14 protein-coding genes are annotated in these 15,516 nt (G+C 61.9%); 3 read left to right on the top strand and 11 right to left on the bottom strand.

The window, feature by feature from the left end; translation table 11 throughout:
• Nucleotides 1–87: 87 nt before the first annotated feature.
• The 3 genes from rpoD to rpsU all read right to left on the bottom strand — a co-directional run bounded on the left by rpoD (nt 88) and on the right by rpsU (nt 4,485).
• Nucleotides 88–1,938: an RNA polymerase sigma factor RpoD gene (gene rpoD / locus LOY51_RS02195; RefSeq protein ID WP_125462338.1), complete on the bottom strand. Its 1,851-nt coding sequence runs from the start codon at nt 1,936–1,938 to the stop codon at nt 88–90.
• A 67-nt stretch (nt 1,939–2,005) separates the two neighbouring features.
• Nucleotides 2,006–3,994 carry a DNA primase gene (gene dnaG, locus LOY51_RS02200; protein WP_125857209.1) on the bottom strand — a complete coding sequence of 663 codons (1,989 nt, stop codon included), beginning with the start codon at nt 3,992–3,994 and terminating at the stop codon, nt 2,006–2,008.
• Between the two features lie 275 nt (nt 3,995–4,269).
• The gene (rpsU, locus tag LOY51_RS02205; RefSeq protein WP_003255575.1) at nt 4,270–4,485 is read right to left on the bottom strand and encodes a 30S ribosomal protein S21; all 216 of its coding nucleotides are present in this window, start codon (nt 4,483–4,485) and stop codon (nt 4,270–4,272) included.
• Between the two features lie 205 nt (nt 4,486–4,690).
• On the opposite strand from rpsU, the gene tsaD reads away from it, so the two are divergent.
• On the top strand, nt 4,691–5,716 hold the full coding sequence (gene tsaD, locus LOY51_RS02210; RefSeq protein ID WP_110994294.1) for a tRNA (adenosine(37)-N6)-threonylcarbamoyltransferase complex transferase subunit TsaD: 1,026 nt from the start codon (nt 4,691–4,693) through the stop codon (nt 5,714–5,716).
• A 33-nt stretch (nt 5,717–5,749) separates the two neighbouring features.
• Here the strand turns inward: tsaD and plsY are convergent, their stop codons facing one another.
• Nucleotides 5,750–6,319: a glycerol-3-phosphate 1-O-acyltransferase PlsY gene (gene plsY / locus LOY51_RS02215; RefSeq protein ID WP_258644189.1), complete on the bottom strand. Its 570-nt coding sequence runs from the start codon at nt 6,317–6,319 to the stop codon at nt 5,750–5,752.
• A 74-nt stretch (nt 6,320–6,393) separates the two neighbouring features.
• Here plsY and folB point away from each other — a divergent pair, with 74 nt between their 5' ends.
• Nucleotides 6,394–6,750: a dihydroneopterin aldolase gene (gene folB / locus LOY51_RS02220; protein WP_110994292.1), complete on the top strand. Its 357-nt coding sequence runs from the start codon at nt 6,394–6,396 to the stop codon at nt 6,748–6,750.
• Nucleotides 6,741–7,250 carry a 2-amino-4-hydroxy-6-hydroxymethyldihydropteridine diphosphokinase gene (gene folK / locus LOY51_RS02225; protein ID WP_125462341.1) on the top strand — a complete coding sequence of 170 codons (510 nt, stop codon included), beginning with the start codon at nt 6,741–6,743 and terminating at the stop codon, nt 7,248–7,250. Before folB ends, folK begins: the two co-directional genes overlap by 10 nt.
• A gap of 295 nt (nt 7,251–7,545) precedes the next feature.
• On the opposite strand, the gene LOY51_RS02230 is transcribed toward folK, so the two are convergent.
• The 7 genes from LOY51_RS02230 to apaG all read right to left on the bottom strand — a co-directional run bounded on the left by LOY51_RS02230 (nt 7,546) and on the right by apaG (nt 15,470).
• On the bottom strand, nt 7,546–8,643 hold the full coding sequence (locus tag LOY51_RS02230) for a multifunctional CCA addition/repair protein (protein ID WP_258644190.1): 1,098 nt from the start codon (nt 8,641–8,643) through the stop codon (nt 7,546–7,548).
• Between the two features lie 59 nt (nt 8,644–8,702).
• Nucleotides 8,703–10,271, bottom strand: coding sequence for a SpoVR family protein (locus tag LOY51_RS02235; protein WP_110994289.1), 1,569 nt, complete (start codon nt 10,269–10,271; stop codon nt 8,703–8,705).
• Complete coding sequence (locus tag LOY51_RS02240) at nt 10,268–11,539, bottom strand: YeaH/YhbH family protein (RefSeq protein ID WP_125462344.1); 1,272 nt, start codon at nt 11,537–11,539, stop codon at nt 10,268–10,270. Before LOY51_RS02240 ends, LOY51_RS02235 begins: the two co-directional genes overlap by 4 nt.
• Nucleotides 11,540–11,673: 134 nt before the next feature.
• Nucleotides 11,674–13,596 (bottom strand): PrkA family serine protein kinase, encoded by a 1,923-nt coding sequence (locus LOY51_RS02245; protein ID WP_125462345.1) that lies wholly within the window; start codon nt 13,594–13,596, stop codon nt 11,674–11,676.
• 284 nt (nt 13,597–13,880) lie between these two features.
• Nucleotides 13,881–14,210, bottom strand: a complete 330-nt coding sequence (gene glpE / locus LOY51_RS02250; RefSeq protein WP_258644191.1) for a thiosulfate sulfurtransferase GlpE — start codon at nt 14,208–14,210, stop codon at nt 13,881–13,883.
• Nucleotides 14,211–14,223: 13 nt separating this feature from the next.
• Complete coding sequence (locus tag LOY51_RS02255) at nt 14,224–15,090, bottom strand: symmetrical bis(5'-nucleosyl)-tetraphosphatase (protein ID WP_125857212.1); 867 nt, start codon at nt 15,088–15,090, stop codon at nt 14,224–14,226.
• Nucleotides 15,090–15,470, bottom strand: coding sequence for a Co2+/Mg2+ efflux facilitator ApaG/CorD (gene apaG / locus LOY51_RS02260; protein WP_125462348.1), 381 nt, complete (start codon nt 15,468–15,470; stop codon nt 15,090–15,092). The genes LOY51_RS02255 and apaG overlap by 1 nt, the downstream gene beginning before the upstream one ends.
• Nucleotides 15,471–15,516 lie beyond the last annotated feature (46 nt).

Consider the following 15,516-nt stretch of genomic DNA (forward strand, 5'->3'; position numbering starts at 1 on the left):
TGTAGACGGGCATCCTGCCAGCAGGGTGACGCCGGTCATGACCTTTTGTCACATAAGAAAAACCCCGGCCTGGGCCGGGGTTCGTCATCACTCGTCGAGGAAGGAGCGCAGATGCTCGCTTCGCGTCGGGTGGCGCAGCTTGCGCAGCGCCTTGGCTTCGATCTGACGGATCCGTTCACGGGTCACGTCGAACTGCTTGCCGACTTCTTCGAGGGTGTGGTCAGTGTTCATGTCGATGCCGAAACGCATGCGCAGCACTTTGGCTTCACGTGCGGTCAGGCCCGAGAGCACGTCACGGGTCGCTTCCTTGAGGCTTTCGACCGTGGCCACGTCGATCGGGGACTGCATGGTGGAGTCCTCGATGAAATCGCCCAGGTGCGAGTCTTCGTCGTCACCGATCGGCGTTTCCATGGAGATCGGCTCCTTGGCGATCTTCAATACCTTGCGGATCTTGTCCTCTGGCATCTCCATGCGTTCACCGAGCTCTTCCGGGGTCGGTTCACGACCCATTTCCTGCAGCATCTGCCGGGAAATGCGGTTGAGCTTGTTGATCGTCTCGATCATGTGCACCGGAATGCGGATGGTGCGTGCCTGGTCGGCGATCGAACGGGTGATCGCCTGGCGGATCCACCAGGTGGCATAGGTCGAGAACTTGTAGCCGCGACGGTATTCGAACTTGTCCACCGCCTTCATCAGGCCGATGTTGCCTTCCTGGATCAGGTCGAGGAACTGCAGGCCACGGTTGGTGTACTTCTTGGCGATGGAGATCACCAGACGCAGGTTCGCCTCGACCATTTCCTTCTTGGCGCGGCGGGCCTTGGCCTCACCGATGGACATGCGACGGTTGATTTCCTTGATTTCGGCAACGGTCAGGCCGGTCTCGGTCTCAAGGTCGATCAGTTTCTGCTGGCAGGCGACGATCGCGGCGTTTTTCTCACCCAGGGCAGCGGCCCATTTGGTGCTGCGCTTGGCGAGGTCACCGCTCCAGGTCTGGTCGGTCTCGTTGCTCGGGAACAGGCGCAGGAAGTCGGCACGTGGCATGCGCGCGTCACGCACGCACAGTTGCATGATGGCGCGTTCTTGCTGGCGCAGACGGTCCAGGGCGCTGCGAACGCGCTCTACCAGTGCTTCGAACTGCTTGGGCACCAGCTTGATCGGCATGAACAGATCAGCCAGGGCCTGCATGGCGCCAATGCTTTCGGCGTGGGTGCGGCCATGCTTCTTCAGCACCTTGAGGGTGATGACGAGCTGCTCGGAGACTGCACCGAATCGCTGGGCTGCAACGATAGGGTCCGGACCGCTTTCGGTCTCTTCCTCGTCGTCACTGCTCTCGGCGTTTTCTTCGTCTTCGTCTTCGTCTTCCTTCGCGGCAGCAGCCTTGGCACCTGGGATCGGTACTTCTTCGGTCGGCGCGGCGATGTTGTCATCAGGGTCGATATAACCGCTGAGGACGTCGGACAGACGGCCACCTTCGGAGGTGACGCGGTCGTATTCGCTGAGGATGTGGTCGACAGTGCCGGGGAAGTGAGCGATGGCGCCCATGACTTCACGGATGCCTTCCTCGATGCGCTTGGCGATTTCGATTTCGCCTTCGCGAGTCAGCAGCTCGACGGTACCCATTTCACGCATGTACATGCGCACCGGGTCGGTCGTGCGGCCGATATCGGTCTCAACTGCCGCCAACGCTGCGGCGGCCTCTTCGGCTGCGGCTTCGTCAGTGTCGGCTTCCGCCAACAACAGGGCATCCGCATCCGGAGCACTCTCGAATACGTTGATCCCCATGTCGTTGATCATGCGGATGATGTCTTCCACCTGCTCCGGATCTGAAATATCCTCGGGCAGGTGGTCGTTGACCTCCGCGTAAGTCAGGTAGCCCTGCTCACGACCGCGGGTGATCAACTCTTTGATGCGAGATTGCTGTTGCGCTTTTCCGGACATAACACCCTATCCACTGAAGGTCTTGGCGGGCAAAAAACAAGCCGAGGATTATACCCGAGCATGGACCTCACGCGCCAGATGAGGTCGGGTTTTGTGCGGGAACATTGCGGCGGAGCAAGTCACGAAGCTTGGCCGTTTCGTCCTCGTCCAAGCCAGTTAGACGAGATTTGCTGATCAAATGTTCCAAGCTGCGCTCGCGTTGGCGGGCGGACAAGCTAGTTATAGTGTCGAAAAACTGTTGTTCAAGGTTGTCGGCATCGATCAACCATTCCTTTTCCGCCAGGGCACGCAGCAAACGGCCTTGTTCGGTGCCATGCCAGCGTGCGATCAGCTGCATAGAGCTTAGCTTAGGATTCTTCTGCGCAGCCTCGATCAGGGCCACCAGCAATTGGCTGTAGAGTTGCTGCTCGTCGGCGAAATGACCGGCATCTTCGACCTTGCCGGCCAGCAACGGGTGGTGCAACAGCGTGCGCAGCGCCGATAGCGACGGTGGTTCCACCGGCGCCGGCACCCGCGGTGGTGCGTCGCCACGTTGGCCGTCGCGCTGCCAGGGCTTGCCGCCTTTCTTGTCCCACGGCTTACCTTCCCATTGTTTCTTGCCGCCCTTATTCGGTGTCCAGGGGCGTTGCTCCTGTTGCGCCGGGGCGTAGTCGGGCTGGTGCTGCAGGTCGCCATAGTCCGGGGTGTAGCTGGCCATGGCGTCGTAATCGAAGCCCGGGTCGTAATCCGGCACGCTGCTGGCGGCCGGCGCACTCTGCGCCAGTTGCTCCAGCTGCTGCGGGTCGAGGCCGGTGATCTCTTTCAGGCGGTTGCGCATCAGTTGGCGCAGGTTTGCCCCTGGAACCTTTTCGATCAGCGGGGCGGCCAGCGTGACCATGTGCGCCTTGCCTTCCAGCGAGCGCGGATCAGCCTCGTTGCTCAACTGCTCGAAGAAATAGTCGGCCAGCGGCTGGGCGTGCTGGTTGATGCGGGCATGGAAGGCGTCGGTGCCTTCGGCGCGGACCAGGCTGTCCGGGTCCTCGCCCTCGGGTAGGAACAGGAAGCGTGCGCGGCGGCCATCCTGCAGGCTCGGCAGGGTCGACTCCAGTGCGCGCCAGGCAGCCTTGCGCCCCGCCTGGTCGCCGTCGAAGCAGAACAGGACGCTGGGCACCACGCGGAACAGGCGCTTGAGATGTTCTTCGCTGGTGGCCGTGCCCAGTGTCGCCACGGCGTTGCGCAGCCCCTGCTGGGCCAGGGCGATGACGTCCATGTAGCCTTCGACGACGATGATTTCGTCGAGGTTGCGGTTGTTCTTGCGTGCCTCGTACAGGCCGTACAGCTCCTGGCCTTTATGGAATACCGGAGTTTCCGGGGAGTTCAGGTACTTGGGCTTGTCGTCGCCCAGTACCCGGCCGCCGAAGGCAATGACCCGGCCACGGCTATCGCGGATCGGGAACATCACGCGGTCGCGAAAACGGTCGTAACGCTTGCCGCTCTCGGCATTCTCGATCAGCAGGCCGGCATCGATCATGACCTTCTGCTGCAGCGCGTCGGCGCCCAGGTGCTTGAGCAGGTTGTCCCAGCCTGGCGGAGCGAAGCCCAGGCTGAAATCGCGGGCGATCTCGCCGGACAGGCCGCGCCCCTTGAGGTAGTCCACGGCCGCCTTGCGGGTCGGGTGGCTGCGCAGGGCCTGGCGATAGAATTCGCTGGCAGCTTCGAGCAGCGGGTACAGGGGGGAGTCGGTTGGTTGGCGCGGCTTCTGCCCCCGACGGCCCTCTTCGCGTGGCACTTCCATGCCGGCTGCACGGGCCAGCTCCTCGACCGCCTGGGGGAAGTCCAGGTTGTCGTGGTCCATGATGAAGCCCAGCGCGTTGCCGCCGGCGCCGCAGCCAAAGCAGTAGTAGAACTGCTTGTCGGGGCTGACGGTGAAGGAGGGCGACTTCTCCTTGTGGAACGGGCAGCAGGCGGAAAGATTCTTGCCGGTCTTCTTCAGTTGGACGCGCGAACTCACCACGTCGACGATGTCGGTGCGGTTCAGGAGGTCATCGATGAAGCTCTGGGGAATCAGCCCGGCCATGGCAGCCTCGTCATCTGGCAACTGGCAAGTCTAAACGCTTGTGCTCGGGTTTGGCGCGGGGTGTTGCGAAGGGGTATGTGCTCGTCACCAGCCTGTGAGGGCTCGTCAGAAAGGACGTGCACGTCTGGCCAATGGCCAGGTCTGACGTGTTGTTACAGGTTGCCCATGGCTTTTGCCGGGGCACCCCAGGCGCATGGCCAAGGGTTTGAAGCGACCGCTGCCATCTGCCCGGCACGAGGCCGGGCGGGGCAGAAGCTTTGCGTAGAACGGCTGTATTAGTACAGACGAACTGCGCGGCGCTGTTCGCGCTGAACTTTCTTCGCGTGACGCTTTACAGCGGCAGCGGCTTTGCGCTTACGCTCTGCGGTCGGCTTCTCATAAAACTCGCGGCTACGAACTTCAGCCAGTACACCGGCTTTTTCGCAGGAGCGCTTGAAACGACGCAGAGCTACGTCGAAGGGTTCGTTCTCTTTAACTTTGACGGCTGGCATCCAGGGCTACCTTAATTCATTACCGGGGTAGACGTGCTCCTGGCAAAACATAAGGTGTGCTGGAGTACGTCGGTTTTCAAGGGTTGCGGATGTTAACCCTTAGCTGGCAGGAATGCAAAGCCTCTGATCGAAAACCGCTGGTCGGCACAGGGTGCGGGGACTATCATGCGCGCCTTCGAATTCAGCCTCGACAGGGCACGAACCCATGCTAGTACTGGGATTGGAAACATCCTGCGACGAAACTGGCGTCGCATTATACGACAGCGAACGCGGCTTGTTGGCCGACGCGCTGTTCAGCCAGATCGACCTGCATCGCGCCTATGGTGGCGTGGTACCCGAGCTTGCCTCGCGCGACCACGTCAAGCGCATGCTGCCGCTGATCCGGCAGGTGCTGGAGGAGGCCGACTGCGTCGCCACCGAGATCGACGCCATCGCCTACACCGCGGGTCCTGGCCTGGTCGGCGCGTTGCTGGTGGGCGCCTCCTGCGCCCAGGCCCTGGCGTTTGCCTGGGATATCCCGGCGATCGGTGTGCACCATATGGAAGGGCACTTGCTGGCGCCGATGCTCGAAGAGCAGCCGCCGGAGTTTCCGTTCGTCGCTTTGTTGGTGTCGGGTGGTCATACCCAGCTGGTACGGGTCGATGGCATTGGCCAATACGAACTGCTCGGCGAGAGCCTGGACGATGCGGCCGGCGAGGCGTTCGACAAGACAGCCAAGCTGATCGGCCTCAATTATCCAGGTGGGCCTGAAATCGCTCGCCTGGCCGAGCAAGGCACCCCAGGGCGCTTCGTGTTCCCGCGGCCGATGTGCGACCGTCCAGGCCTGCAGTTCAGCTTCAGCGGCCTCAAGACGTTCGCCCTGAACACCTGGCAAAAATGCCGTGAGGCCGGGGACGACAACGAGCAAACCCGTTGCGACGTGTCGCTGGCGTTCCAGCAGGCGGTGGTGGAGACTCTGACCTTCAAGTGCAAGCGAGCACTCAAGCAGACCGGCCTCAAGCGCCTGGTGATCGCTGGTGGCGTGAGTGCCAATACCGCCCTGCGCACGTCACTGGAGACCATGCTGGCCGGCCTCAAGGGCAATGTCTATTACGCACGCCCGCGCTTCTGCACCGATAATGGCGCGATGATCGCCTATGCTGGCTGCCAGCGCCTGATGGCCGGGCAGCAGCAGGACCTGGCGATCAGCGTGCAGCCGCGCTGGCCGATGGAGCAACTGCCGGCACTGTAAGAATGTAAGAAAGGGCTGGGCTCGGGGAGCGTTTCAGAAATGCCGTTCGCGCCCGGCAAACAAGTCACGCAGATTGTTGCGATGGCGCCAGACGATCATCACCGTGAGCACAGTCATAGGTAGCAGGGCTGCTGGCTCGCGCCAGGCCAGCAGTGGCAGGGTGAGGGGCGTGGCGATCAGCGCGGCCAACGAGCTGGTGCGGGTGAGGTAGAAGGTCAGCAGCCAGGCGCCGATGGCAAGCAGGGCGGCCGGCAAGTACAGGGCCATGAGCATGCCAGCGGCAGTGGCCACACCCTTGCCGCCCTTGAAGCGGAAGTAGATCGGGAACAGATGGCCGACTACCGCGCAGATACCGACCCAGGCCTGCTCTTGCAGGTCCAGCTCGGCCAGGCGTGCCAGCAGCACTGGCAGCATGCCCTTGCACAGGTCGCCCAGCAGCGTCAGGATCGCCAGCTTGCGCCCGGCCAGGCGCAGCATGTTGGTGGCGCCGGCATTGCCCGAGCCGCTGGAACGGGGGTCGGGGCTGCCGCTGAGGCGGCTCAGGACGATGGCAAAGGACAGAGAGCCGAGCAGGTAGGCAAGCAGCGCCAGTGACCAAAACATGCTAACTATTCCGGGCGAGGACGCCCTGATTCTAACGGCGCCCGTCGCCCTTGTCGTGCTGTGGAGAGAAGTGCTTGGACAGAGTGTTCATCGAAGGCCTGGAAGTCGATACCGTGATCGGCGCCTACGACTGGGAGCGGGATATTCGCCAGTGCCTGCGCCTGGACCTGAGTTTCGCCTGGGACAACCGCCCGGCCGCTGCCGGTGATGACCTGTCGTTGGCACTGGACTATGCCAGTGTTTCGGCGCGGGTCCAGGCGTTTGCCGAGCAGGCTCGCTTCGAGCTGGTCGAGACGTTCGCCGAGCGCCTGGTGGCGGTGCTGATGGCCGAGTTCAACATCCCCTGGGTGCGCCTCAAGCTCACCAAGCCGGGCGCAGTGCCGGCGGCTCGCGGCGGCGTTGGCGTGGAGATCGAGCGCGGATGTCTCTGAACACGGTTTACCTCGGCCTGGGCAGCAACATCGACCGCGAGCGGCACTTGTGTGCGGGGCTCGATGCGTTGGCTGGCATGCTCAGCGGCATGCAGTGTTCGGCAGTGTTCGAGAGCCAGGCGGTGGGCATCAAGAGCGGCCCGTTCTACAACCTGGTGGTGCGCGGGCAAACCGAGTTGCCGCTGCTGGAGTTCGACCGTCGGCTCAAGTTCATCGAGGCGGAAAATGGCCGATATGCGCCGGACCGCAAGGGTTTGCCGCTGGATATCGATGTGCTGATGTACGGTGATCTGCACGGCACCTTCGATGGGTTGGTGCTGCCGCGTGCGGAAATCCTGAAAAATGCCTTTGTACTGTGGCCGCTATCGCTGCTTGCGCCGACGCTGATGCATCCAGGCGCCGGGAAAAGCATGGCACAGCTGTGGCATGAGGCGAGCATCGAACAGGTGCTGGCGCCGGTGCCGTTCGAGTGGCGTGGGTTGCAGTTGACCCCAGCGTGAGCCTGCGCCGCCCCTTCGCGGGCATAGAGCAGGTCTTGAGTTCGGCGCGGTCAGGTGGGAGCGGCTTTAGCCGCGAAGCAAGCGACGCGGTGGATGGCACCGGCTCTGCCGGTGTTCGCGGCTAAAGCCGCTCCCACATGGATCGCGCTCACCTCGAGGTAAGCATCGTACCTGTGGGAGCTGGCTTGTCAGCGATGAGGCCAGTACTGACGACATAAGACACTTGCTCCCACCTGACCGCGCCGAACTCAAGTCCTGCACTCTGCCTGTGGGAGCGGCGAAGAGGCCGGGCAGATTAAGCCGACTTGTAGGCTTCGAGTGACTTCAGGCGCTCGGCCTTGAGCGCTTCGCCCAGGCCCTGGCCGGTAAGCCCGGTTTCCAGCAATGGCTTCACATCCACGGCACGCGCCGCCTCTGCGGCCCCGCGCAAGTACTCGCCTTGTGGATAACCTGAGCCCAGCGTCGCCATCTCGCACGCGGCGATGAAGTCCTCGAAGCGCTGCGGCCGCCGGTACACGTCGAACTTCTGCAGCATCTCCAGCAGGCTTGCAGGCTCCAACGCCAGAGCATGGTCCGCTCGTTCGGCAAACTCCCCCACCAGCGCCGCCAGTTCCTGGCATTCGCGCGGGGCTTTGAGGCGCTGGTTGAGTGCCTTGATCGCGGCAGGCTGCAGCCCTCGCAGCAGGCACGCCCAGCGCACCGGCAGCGGCTGCTGACGCCTTGCCGCCTGGTGCAGCGCCGGCAATGTGTCAGCGCCGTGCGCAAGCTCGGGCATCAGTTCCACAAGCGCACCACAGCTACGCAGCACTTCAATGAACACCTGCGGCTCGGGTTCCATCAGCGCACGCTCGATCTCTTTCCAGCTGCGCTCGGCGGTCAGCGCCTGTAGTTCGCCCGACTCGGCAATCTGGCGCATCAGCCCCAAGGTTTCTTCGGCGACCTTGAAACCCAAGGGCGCGTAGCGGGCAGCAAAACGGGCAACACGTAGTACCCGCAGGGGATCTTCGGCGAACGCCGGGGAAACGTGGCGAAGGACGCGTTCATCCAGGTCGCGTTTGCCGTGGTAGGGATCGTACAGCGTGCCCTGTTCGTCCTCGGCCATGGCATTGATGGTCAGGTCGCGACGAATCAGGTCTTCTTCGAGGGTGACATCCGGGCTGGCGTGAAAGGTGAAACCGCCATAGCCACGGCCACTTTTGCGCTCGGTGCGGGCCAAGGCGTATTCCTCGCCCGTCTTCGGGTGAAGGAATACCGGGAAATCGGCACCGACGGGGCGAAAGCCCTGGGCCTGCATCTGTTCGACCGTGGCGCCGACCACCAACCAGTCGATGTCACTGACCGGGCGGCCGAGCAAGCGGTCGCGCACGGCACCGCCAACCTTGTAGATCTGCATGTGGAACCTCCATTACTGGCGACAGGATACCTTGTCGGCAGCAATGGAGGGGCGCTGCGCTAGAGGTGGTGCACCACGGCCAGGTCCATGCGCCCGTAGTCGCCGGCCTCGCCGTGTTCGCTGCGGGGCGGCATGTGGTGGGTTTTCATCACCTGGTCGCCCTGAACGGTCTCGAGGTGGATGTCGAAGCCCCATAGGCGGTGCAGGTGCTTGAGTACTTCGTCGGTGGAGTCGCCCAGTGGTTTACGGTTGTGCTGCTGATGGCGCAGGGTCAGGGAGCGGTCGCCGCGGCGGTCGATGCTCCAGATCTGCACGTTGGGTTCACGGTTGCCCAGGTTGTACTGGGCGGCCAACTGTTCACGGATGGTGCGATAGCCATCCTCGTCATGGATCGCCGGCACCAGCAGATCGTCGCGCTGGTCGTCGTCGAGAATGCTGAACAGCTTGAGGTCGCGCATCACTTTCGGTGACAGGTACTGCAGGATGAAACTCTCGTCCTTGAAGCTGCTCATGGCGAATTTGAGGGTGGAAAGCCAGTCACTGCCGGCAATGTCCGGGAACCAGCGGCGATCCTCTTCCGTCGGGTTTTCGCAGATACGGCGGATGTCGGTGTACATGGCAAACCCCAGGGCATAGGGGTTGATGCCGCTGTAATAGGGGCTGTCGAAGCCCGGCTGGAACACCACGCTGGTGTGCGACTGAAGGAACTCCATCATGAAGCCTTCGGTGATCAGTCCTTCGTCGTACAGGTCGTTCATCAGGGTGTAGTGCCAGAAGGTCGCCCAGCCCTCGTTCATCACCTGGGTTTGGCGCTGCGGGTAGAAATACTGCGCAATCTTGCGCACGATGCGCACCACTTCACGCTGCCAGGGTTCGAGCAGCGGCGCGTGTTTCTCGATGAAATACAGGATGTTTTCCTGAGGTTCGGCAGGGAAGCGCGCATCGTCGCGCTCGCCGCCCTTTTCGGTGCCTTTGGGGATGGTGCGCCACAGGTCGTTGATCTGCCGCTGCAGGTGTTCTTCGCGCTCCTTCTGCCGGCGGCGTTCCTCTTCGGCCGAGATCGGGTAGGGGCGTTTGTAGCGGTCGACGCCATAGTTCATCAGGGCGTGGCAGGAGTCGATCAGGTCCTCGACAGCGTCGATGCCGTGGCGCTCCTCGCACTGGGCGATGTACTGCTTGGCGAATACCAGGTAGTCGATGATGGAACTTGCGTCTGTCCAGGTACGGAACAGGTAGTTGCCCTTGAAGAAACTGTTGTGACCATAGCAGGCATGGGCGATCACCAGTGCCTGCATGCACATGGTGTTCTCTTCCATCAGGTAGGCGATGCACGGGTCGGAATTGATCACGATCTCGTAGGCCAGGCCCATCTGCCCACGGCTGTAGGATTTCTCGGTACTGAGAAATTGCTTGCCATAGGACCAGTGGTGATAACCCAACGGCATGCCCACGGACGCATAGGCGTCCATCATTTGCTCGGCGGTGATCACTTCGATCTGGTTTGGGTAGGTATCCAGCGCGTAACGCGCGGCCAGGCGACTGATCTCACGGTCGTAGGTCTGGATCAGCTCGAATGTCCATTCGGAGCCGGTGGAAATGGGTTGGCGTCTCTGCTCTCTGGCGGTCATGTGGCTAACCTGCGCTGGAAGAGTTCACGGAAGACCGGGTAGATGTCGCCGGCCGATACCAACTGTTGCTGGGCAAAGGTGTCGGGGAAACCCTCGCCGATGCGCTCGTATTCGTACCACAGCGCCTGATGCTCGCGCGGGGTGATTTCGACATAAGTGTAGTACTGCACGTGCGGCATGATCTGCTTGGACAGGATGTCGCGGCAGATCGGCGAGTCGTCGTTCCAGTTGTCACCGTCGGACGCCTGGGCGGCGTAGATGTTCCAGTCGCTGGCCGGGTAGCGCTCAGCCATGATTTCCTGCATCAGCTTGAGCGCACTGGAAACGATGGTGCCGCCGGTTTCGCGGGAGTAGAAGAATTCTTCCTCGTCGACTTCGCGGGCACTGGTGTGGTGCCGGATGAACACTACCTCGATGCGGTCATAGTTCCGCTTGAGGAACAAGTACAAGAGGATGAAAAAGCGTTTGGCGATGTCCTTGGTGGCCTGGGTCATGGAGCCGGAAACGTCCATCAGGCAGAACATCACCGCCTTGGAGCTGGGGTTGGGCTGCTTGACCAGCAGGTTGTACTTGAGGTCGAAGGTATCGAGGAACGGCAGGCGGTTGATACGTGCCTTGAGCCGCTCGATCTCGGCCTCGGTTTCCTGGATGTCGGTGAAATTGTCGGGCTCCTCGACTTTCAGCCGATCCAGCTCCTTTTGTGCTTCGCGCAACAGTGCGCGGCTGCTGCCCGTCAGGGCGATGCGCCGGGCATGGGCCGAACGCAGGGTGCGCACGATGTTGATGCGCGAGGGGTTGCCTTCGTTGGCGATCCCGGCGCGCACGGTCTTGAAGGTGTCGGCACCGGTCAGGTGGCGTTTGACCAGGTTGGGCAGCTCAAGGTCCTCGAACATGAATTCGAGAAACTCTTCCTGGGTGATCTGGAAGACGAAATCGTCCATGCCCTCGCCGGAGTTGCCGGCCTTGCCGCGCCCGCCACCCCCACCGCCGCCTTGTGGCCGAGCGATATGCTCACCTGCAGTGAACTCTTTGTTGCCGGGGTGGACGATGGTCTGCTTGCCGCCGCGACCGTGGTGCAGCACCGGTTCGTCGATGTCACGGCCCGGGATGCTGATCTGCTCGCCATGCTCCATGTCCATGATGGAGCGGCGGCTAACGGCCTCTTCGACGGCTTTCTTGATGTGCTCACGGTACCGCCGCAGAAAACGCTGGCGGTTGACCGTGCTCTTGTTCTTGCCGTTAAGGCGTCGGTCGATTACGTAGCTCATGATCCCTCCGGTGACTGGATGCAGCTACTGACTTCAAGCTGCAAGATGGAGCAGCCACCGCTGCTGAAAGCCGTAGCGCCAGAGCTCGCCCTGGCGCTGCGCGGCTTGCAGCTTGCGGCTTGTCGCTTGCCGCTTTATTGCGATTTGCGGACCCGCAGGTACCATTCCGACAGCAGGCGCACCTGTTTGTCGGTGTAGCCACGCTCGACCATCCGGGTGACGAAGTCGTTGTGCTTCTGTTGATCCTCCTTGCTGGCCTTGGCATTGAAGCTGATGACCGGCAGCAGGTCCTCGGTGTTGGAGAACATTTTCTTCTCGATGACCACCCGCAGCTTCTCGTAGCTGAGCCAGCTGGGGTTCTTGCCATTGTTGTTGGCCCGGGCGCGCAGCACGAAGTTGACGATTTCGTTGCGGAAGTCCTTCGGATTGCTGATGCCGGCCGGTTTCTCGATCTTCTCCAGCTCTTCGTTGAGGGCGATGCGGTTGAGGATCTCGCCGGTTTCCGGGTCGCGGTACTCCTGGTCCTGAATCCAGAAATCGGCATACAGCACGTAGCGGTCGAAGATGTTCTGGCCGTACTCGCTGTAGGACTCGAGGTAGGCGGTCTGGATTTCCTTGCCGATGAACTCGATGTAGCGCGGCGCCAGGTATTCCTTGAGGTAGCGCAGGTAGCGTTCGCGCACTTCGGCCGGGAATTGCTCCTGCTCGATCTGCTGCTCCAGCACATACAGCAGGTGCACCGGGTTGGCCGCGATTTCGTGCGGGTCGAAGTTGAACACCTTGGACAGGATCTTGAAGGCGAAGCGGGTCGACAGGCCGTTCATGCCCTCGTCGACGCCTGCCGAGTCGCGGTACTCCTGGATCGATTTGGCCTTGGGGTCGGTGTCCTTGAGATTCTCACCGTCATAGACCCGCATCTTCGAATAGATGTTGGAGTTTTCCGGCTCTTTGAGCCGCGAAAGCACGGTGAACTGGGCCAGCATCTTGAGGGTGTCGGGCGCGCAGTGGGCCTTGGCCAGCGAGCTGTTGACCAACAGTTTGTCGTAGATCTTGATCTCGTCGCTGACCCGCAGGCAGTAAGGCACCTTGACGATGTAGATACGGTCGATGAAGGCTTCGTTGTTCTTGTTGTTGCGGAAGGTGTGCCACTCCGATTCGTTGGAGTGGGCCAGCAGGATACCGGTATAGGGGATGGCCCCGAGGCCTTCGGTGCTGTTGTAGTTGCCTTCCTGGGTGGCGGTGAGCAACGGGTGCAGGACCTTGATCGGCGCCTTGAACATCTCGACGAATTCCATCAGGCCCTGGTTGGCCCGGCACAGCGCGCCCGAATAGCTGTAGGCATCGGCGTCGTTCTGCGGGAATTCTTCGAGCTTGCGGATATCCACCTTGCCGACCAGAGCAGAGATGTCCTGGTTGTTCTCGTCACCGGGTTCGGTCTTGGCGATGGCGATCTGGTTGAGGATCGAAGGATAGAGCTTGACCACCTTGAACTTGCTGATATCACCGCCGAACTCCTGCAGGCGTTTGGTGGCCCAGGGCGACATGATGGTGTTCAGGTAGCGGCGGTTGATGCCGTACTCTTCTTCGAGAATCGCGCCATCTTCGGTGGCGTTGAACAACCCCAGCGGTGACTCGAATACCGGCGAGCCCTTGATGGCATAGAAAGGTACTTTTTCCATCAGCTGCTTGAGTTTCTCGGCCAGCGACGATTTACCGCCGCCCACCGGGCCCAGCAGGTAGAGGATCTGCTTCTTCTCTTCCAGGCCTTGGGCGGCATGGCGGAAGTAGGAGACGATCTGGTCGATGCATTCTTCCATCCCGTGGAAGTCGGCAAAGGCCGGATAGCGGCGGATCACCTTGTTGGAGAAGATCCGCGACAGCCTGGAGTTGCTTGAGGTGTCGATCAGCTCTGGGTCGCCGATGGCCAGCAACAGCCGCTCGGCCGCCGAGGCATAGGCGCTGCGATCCTCTTTGCACAGCTCGAGGTACTCCTGCAGCGTGAGTTCTTCCTGGCGGGTGGACTCGAAACGTTGTTGGAAGTGGCTAAAAATGCTCATGACGTCACCTCGCTCGATACGTGGAGACGACGCCGGATCAGTCAGCCGATGCTGGCATGCAACCGGTTTTTGCCGGTTGCTGTATACCCCCCAGAACACCCTGAAACGCTACCGATGACCCGCACGCCGGTGTACCGGCTCTCCCCTTTTTTGGATGGCCTGGGCTTAAGGATAGTTGGTTATACGAGAGGTCAAGGGCGGGGGGCGAAGAAGACATCTGCGACCGTTCGTCAGGTCGGTCGCGAGCCCGCACGGAACGCGGGCTGCAGGAAAAATGAAAAAAATTATTCAGCGCTGCCCTGGGCGGTTTCGCCCGGGTAGGTGCTGCGCCACAGCTCGAAGCCTCCGTCGATGCTGTAGACGTTGGAAAAGCCCTGGCCGACGAGATAGGCGGCGGCGCTCTGGCTGGAGTTGCCGTGGTAGCAGACTACCAGTGTAGGTGCGTCGAGGTCGGCGTTGCGGATGAAGTCGGCAACCGAGTGGTTATCCAGATGAGTGGCGCCGCTGATGTGGCCGGCGGCATAGGCTTGTGGGTCGCGAATGTCGACCACGACCGCGCCTTGTTTACGCAGGGCGTGGGCCTGCTCGGGGGGGATGCGCTTGAATTCGCTCATGGGGGCGGTTCCTTCAGGGCTGATCGGTAGGGGCGGCCGGTGCTGCCGGCAGGCGAGGGGTGCCCTCGCGGGTGCAGTCGCAGCGGTGGTACTCGCCGCTGTCGACGTTGTACAGGGTCATGGCGCCACCCCAGACGCAGCCGGTGTCCAGGGCGATGACACCCCGCGCATCGACGCGGCCTTCAAGGGCGGCCCAGTGGCCGAAGATGATCTTCACATGGCGCGCACGACGGTCGGGGTGGTCGAACCATGGCTTGTAGCCTTTTGGCGCGCTGTCTGCGCCTTCCTTGGTCTTGAGGTCGAGCTTGCCGGCGGCGGTGCAGAAGCGCATGCGGGTGAAGTAGTTGGTGATCACCCGCAGGCGCTCGACGCCGGTGAGATCCTTGCTCCACTTGTTCGGCTCGTTGCCGTACATGCCGTCCAGGTAGAGCTTCAGGCGATTGTCGTCGCGCAGCACTTCCTCGACTTCGGCAGCCAGCTCCAGCGCTCTGCCCAGGGTCCATTGCGGCGGGATCCCGGCATGAACCATGGCGATGCCACGGGGCTCGTCGTAGTGCAGCAGCTTCTGCTGGCGCAGCCAGTCGAACAGCTGGTCGGCGTCCGGCGCTTCGATGATTTCGCGCAGGGTGTCGCTCTTCTTCAGGCGCTCGACGTTATGCCAGGCGGCCAGCAGGTGCAGGTCGTGGTTACCCAGCACACACACCAGGACGTGGCGGATGGAGTACAGGTAGCGCAGCGTTTCGAGCGACTCGGGGCCGCGGTTGACCAGGTCACCCACCAGCCACAGGCGATCGACGGCAGGGTCGAAGCGTACACGTTCGAGAAGGCACTTGAGCGGCTGCAGGCAGCCTTGCAGGTCACCGACCGCGTAAGTGGCCATCAGTGCAGGGCCCCGGGAACGGCTAGGCGGAAGGGTGCGATCTCGGCATCGAAGCGTTTACCGTCTTCGGCGAACATCTGATAGCTGCCCTGCATGGTGCCAACGCGGGTGGTGATGACCGCCCCGCTGCTGTAGGTGTGGCTCTGGCCTGGGTCGATCAGCGGTTGTTGGCCGATCACGCCGGCGCCGCGCACTTCCTCGACTTCGCCATCGCCATTGGTGATCAGCCAGTGACGTGACATCAGCTTGGCCTTGACCGTGCCGTTGTTCTGCACGGTGATGGTGTAGGCGAAAGCGAAGCGACTGTTTTCGGGGTCGGATTGTTCTTTGAGGTAGCGGGTCACGACGCTGACGTCGATCTGGTAGCGGGGGTCGGACATGCAAGGGCCTTGGGCGAACTGACGCAATAATGCAGTCTAGGCCATT

The sequence above is a fragment of the Pseudomonas sichuanensis genome (genome assembly GCF_024749065.1).
GTDB lineage: Bacteria > Pseudomonadota > Gammaproteobacteria > Pseudomonadales > Pseudomonadaceae > Aquipseudomonas > Aquipseudomonas sichuanensis.

Coding starts and splice junctions, on each gene's coding strand:
- rpoD (WP_125462338.1), bottom strand. CDS start 1,938: ATGTCCGGAAAAGCGCAACAGCAATCTCGCATCAAAGAGTTGATCACC.
- dnaG (WP_125857209.1), bottom strand. CDS start 3,994: ATGGCCGGGCTGATTCCCCAGAGCTTCATCGATGACCTCCTGAACCGC.
- rpsU (WP_003255575.1), bottom strand. CDS start 4,485: ATGCCAGCCGTCAAAGTTAAAGAGAACGAACCCTTCGACGTAGCTCTG.
- tsaD (WP_110994294.1), top strand. CDS start 4,691: ATGCTAGTACTGGGATTGGAAACATCCTGCGACGAAACTGGCGTCGCA.
- plsY (WP_258644189.1), bottom strand. CDS start 6,319: ATGTTTTGGTCACTGGCGCTGCTTGCCTACCTGCTCGGCTCTCTGTCC.
- folK (WP_125462341.1), top strand. CDS start 6,741: ATGTCTCTGAACACGGTTTACCTCGGCCTGGGCAGCAACATCGACCGC.
- LOY51_RS02230 (WP_258644190.1), bottom strand. CDS start 8,643: ATGCAGATCTACAAGGTTGGCGGTGCCGTGCGCGACCGCTTGCTCGGC.
- LOY51_RS02235 (WP_110994289.1), bottom strand. CDS start 10,271: ATGACCGCCAGAGAGCAGAGACGCCAACCCATTTCCACCGGCTCCGAA.
- LOY51_RS02240 (WP_125462344.1), bottom strand. CDS start 11,539: ATGAGCTACGTAATCGACCGACGCCTTAACGGCAAGAACAAGAGCACG.
- LOY51_RS02245 (WP_125462345.1), bottom strand. CDS start 13,596: ATGAGCATTTTTAGCCACTTCCAACAACGTTTCGAGTCCACCCGCCAG.
- glpE (WP_258644191.1), bottom strand. CDS start 14,210: ATGAGCGAATTCAAGCGCATCCCCCCCGAGCAGGCCCACGCCCTGCGT.
- LOY51_RS02255 (WP_125857212.1), bottom strand. CDS start 15,090: ATGGCCACTTACGCGGTCGGTGACCTGCAAGGCTGCCTGCAGCCGCTC.
- apaG (WP_125462348.1), bottom strand. CDS start 15,470: ATGTCCGACCCCCGCTACCAGATCGACGTCAGCGTCGTGACCCGCTAC.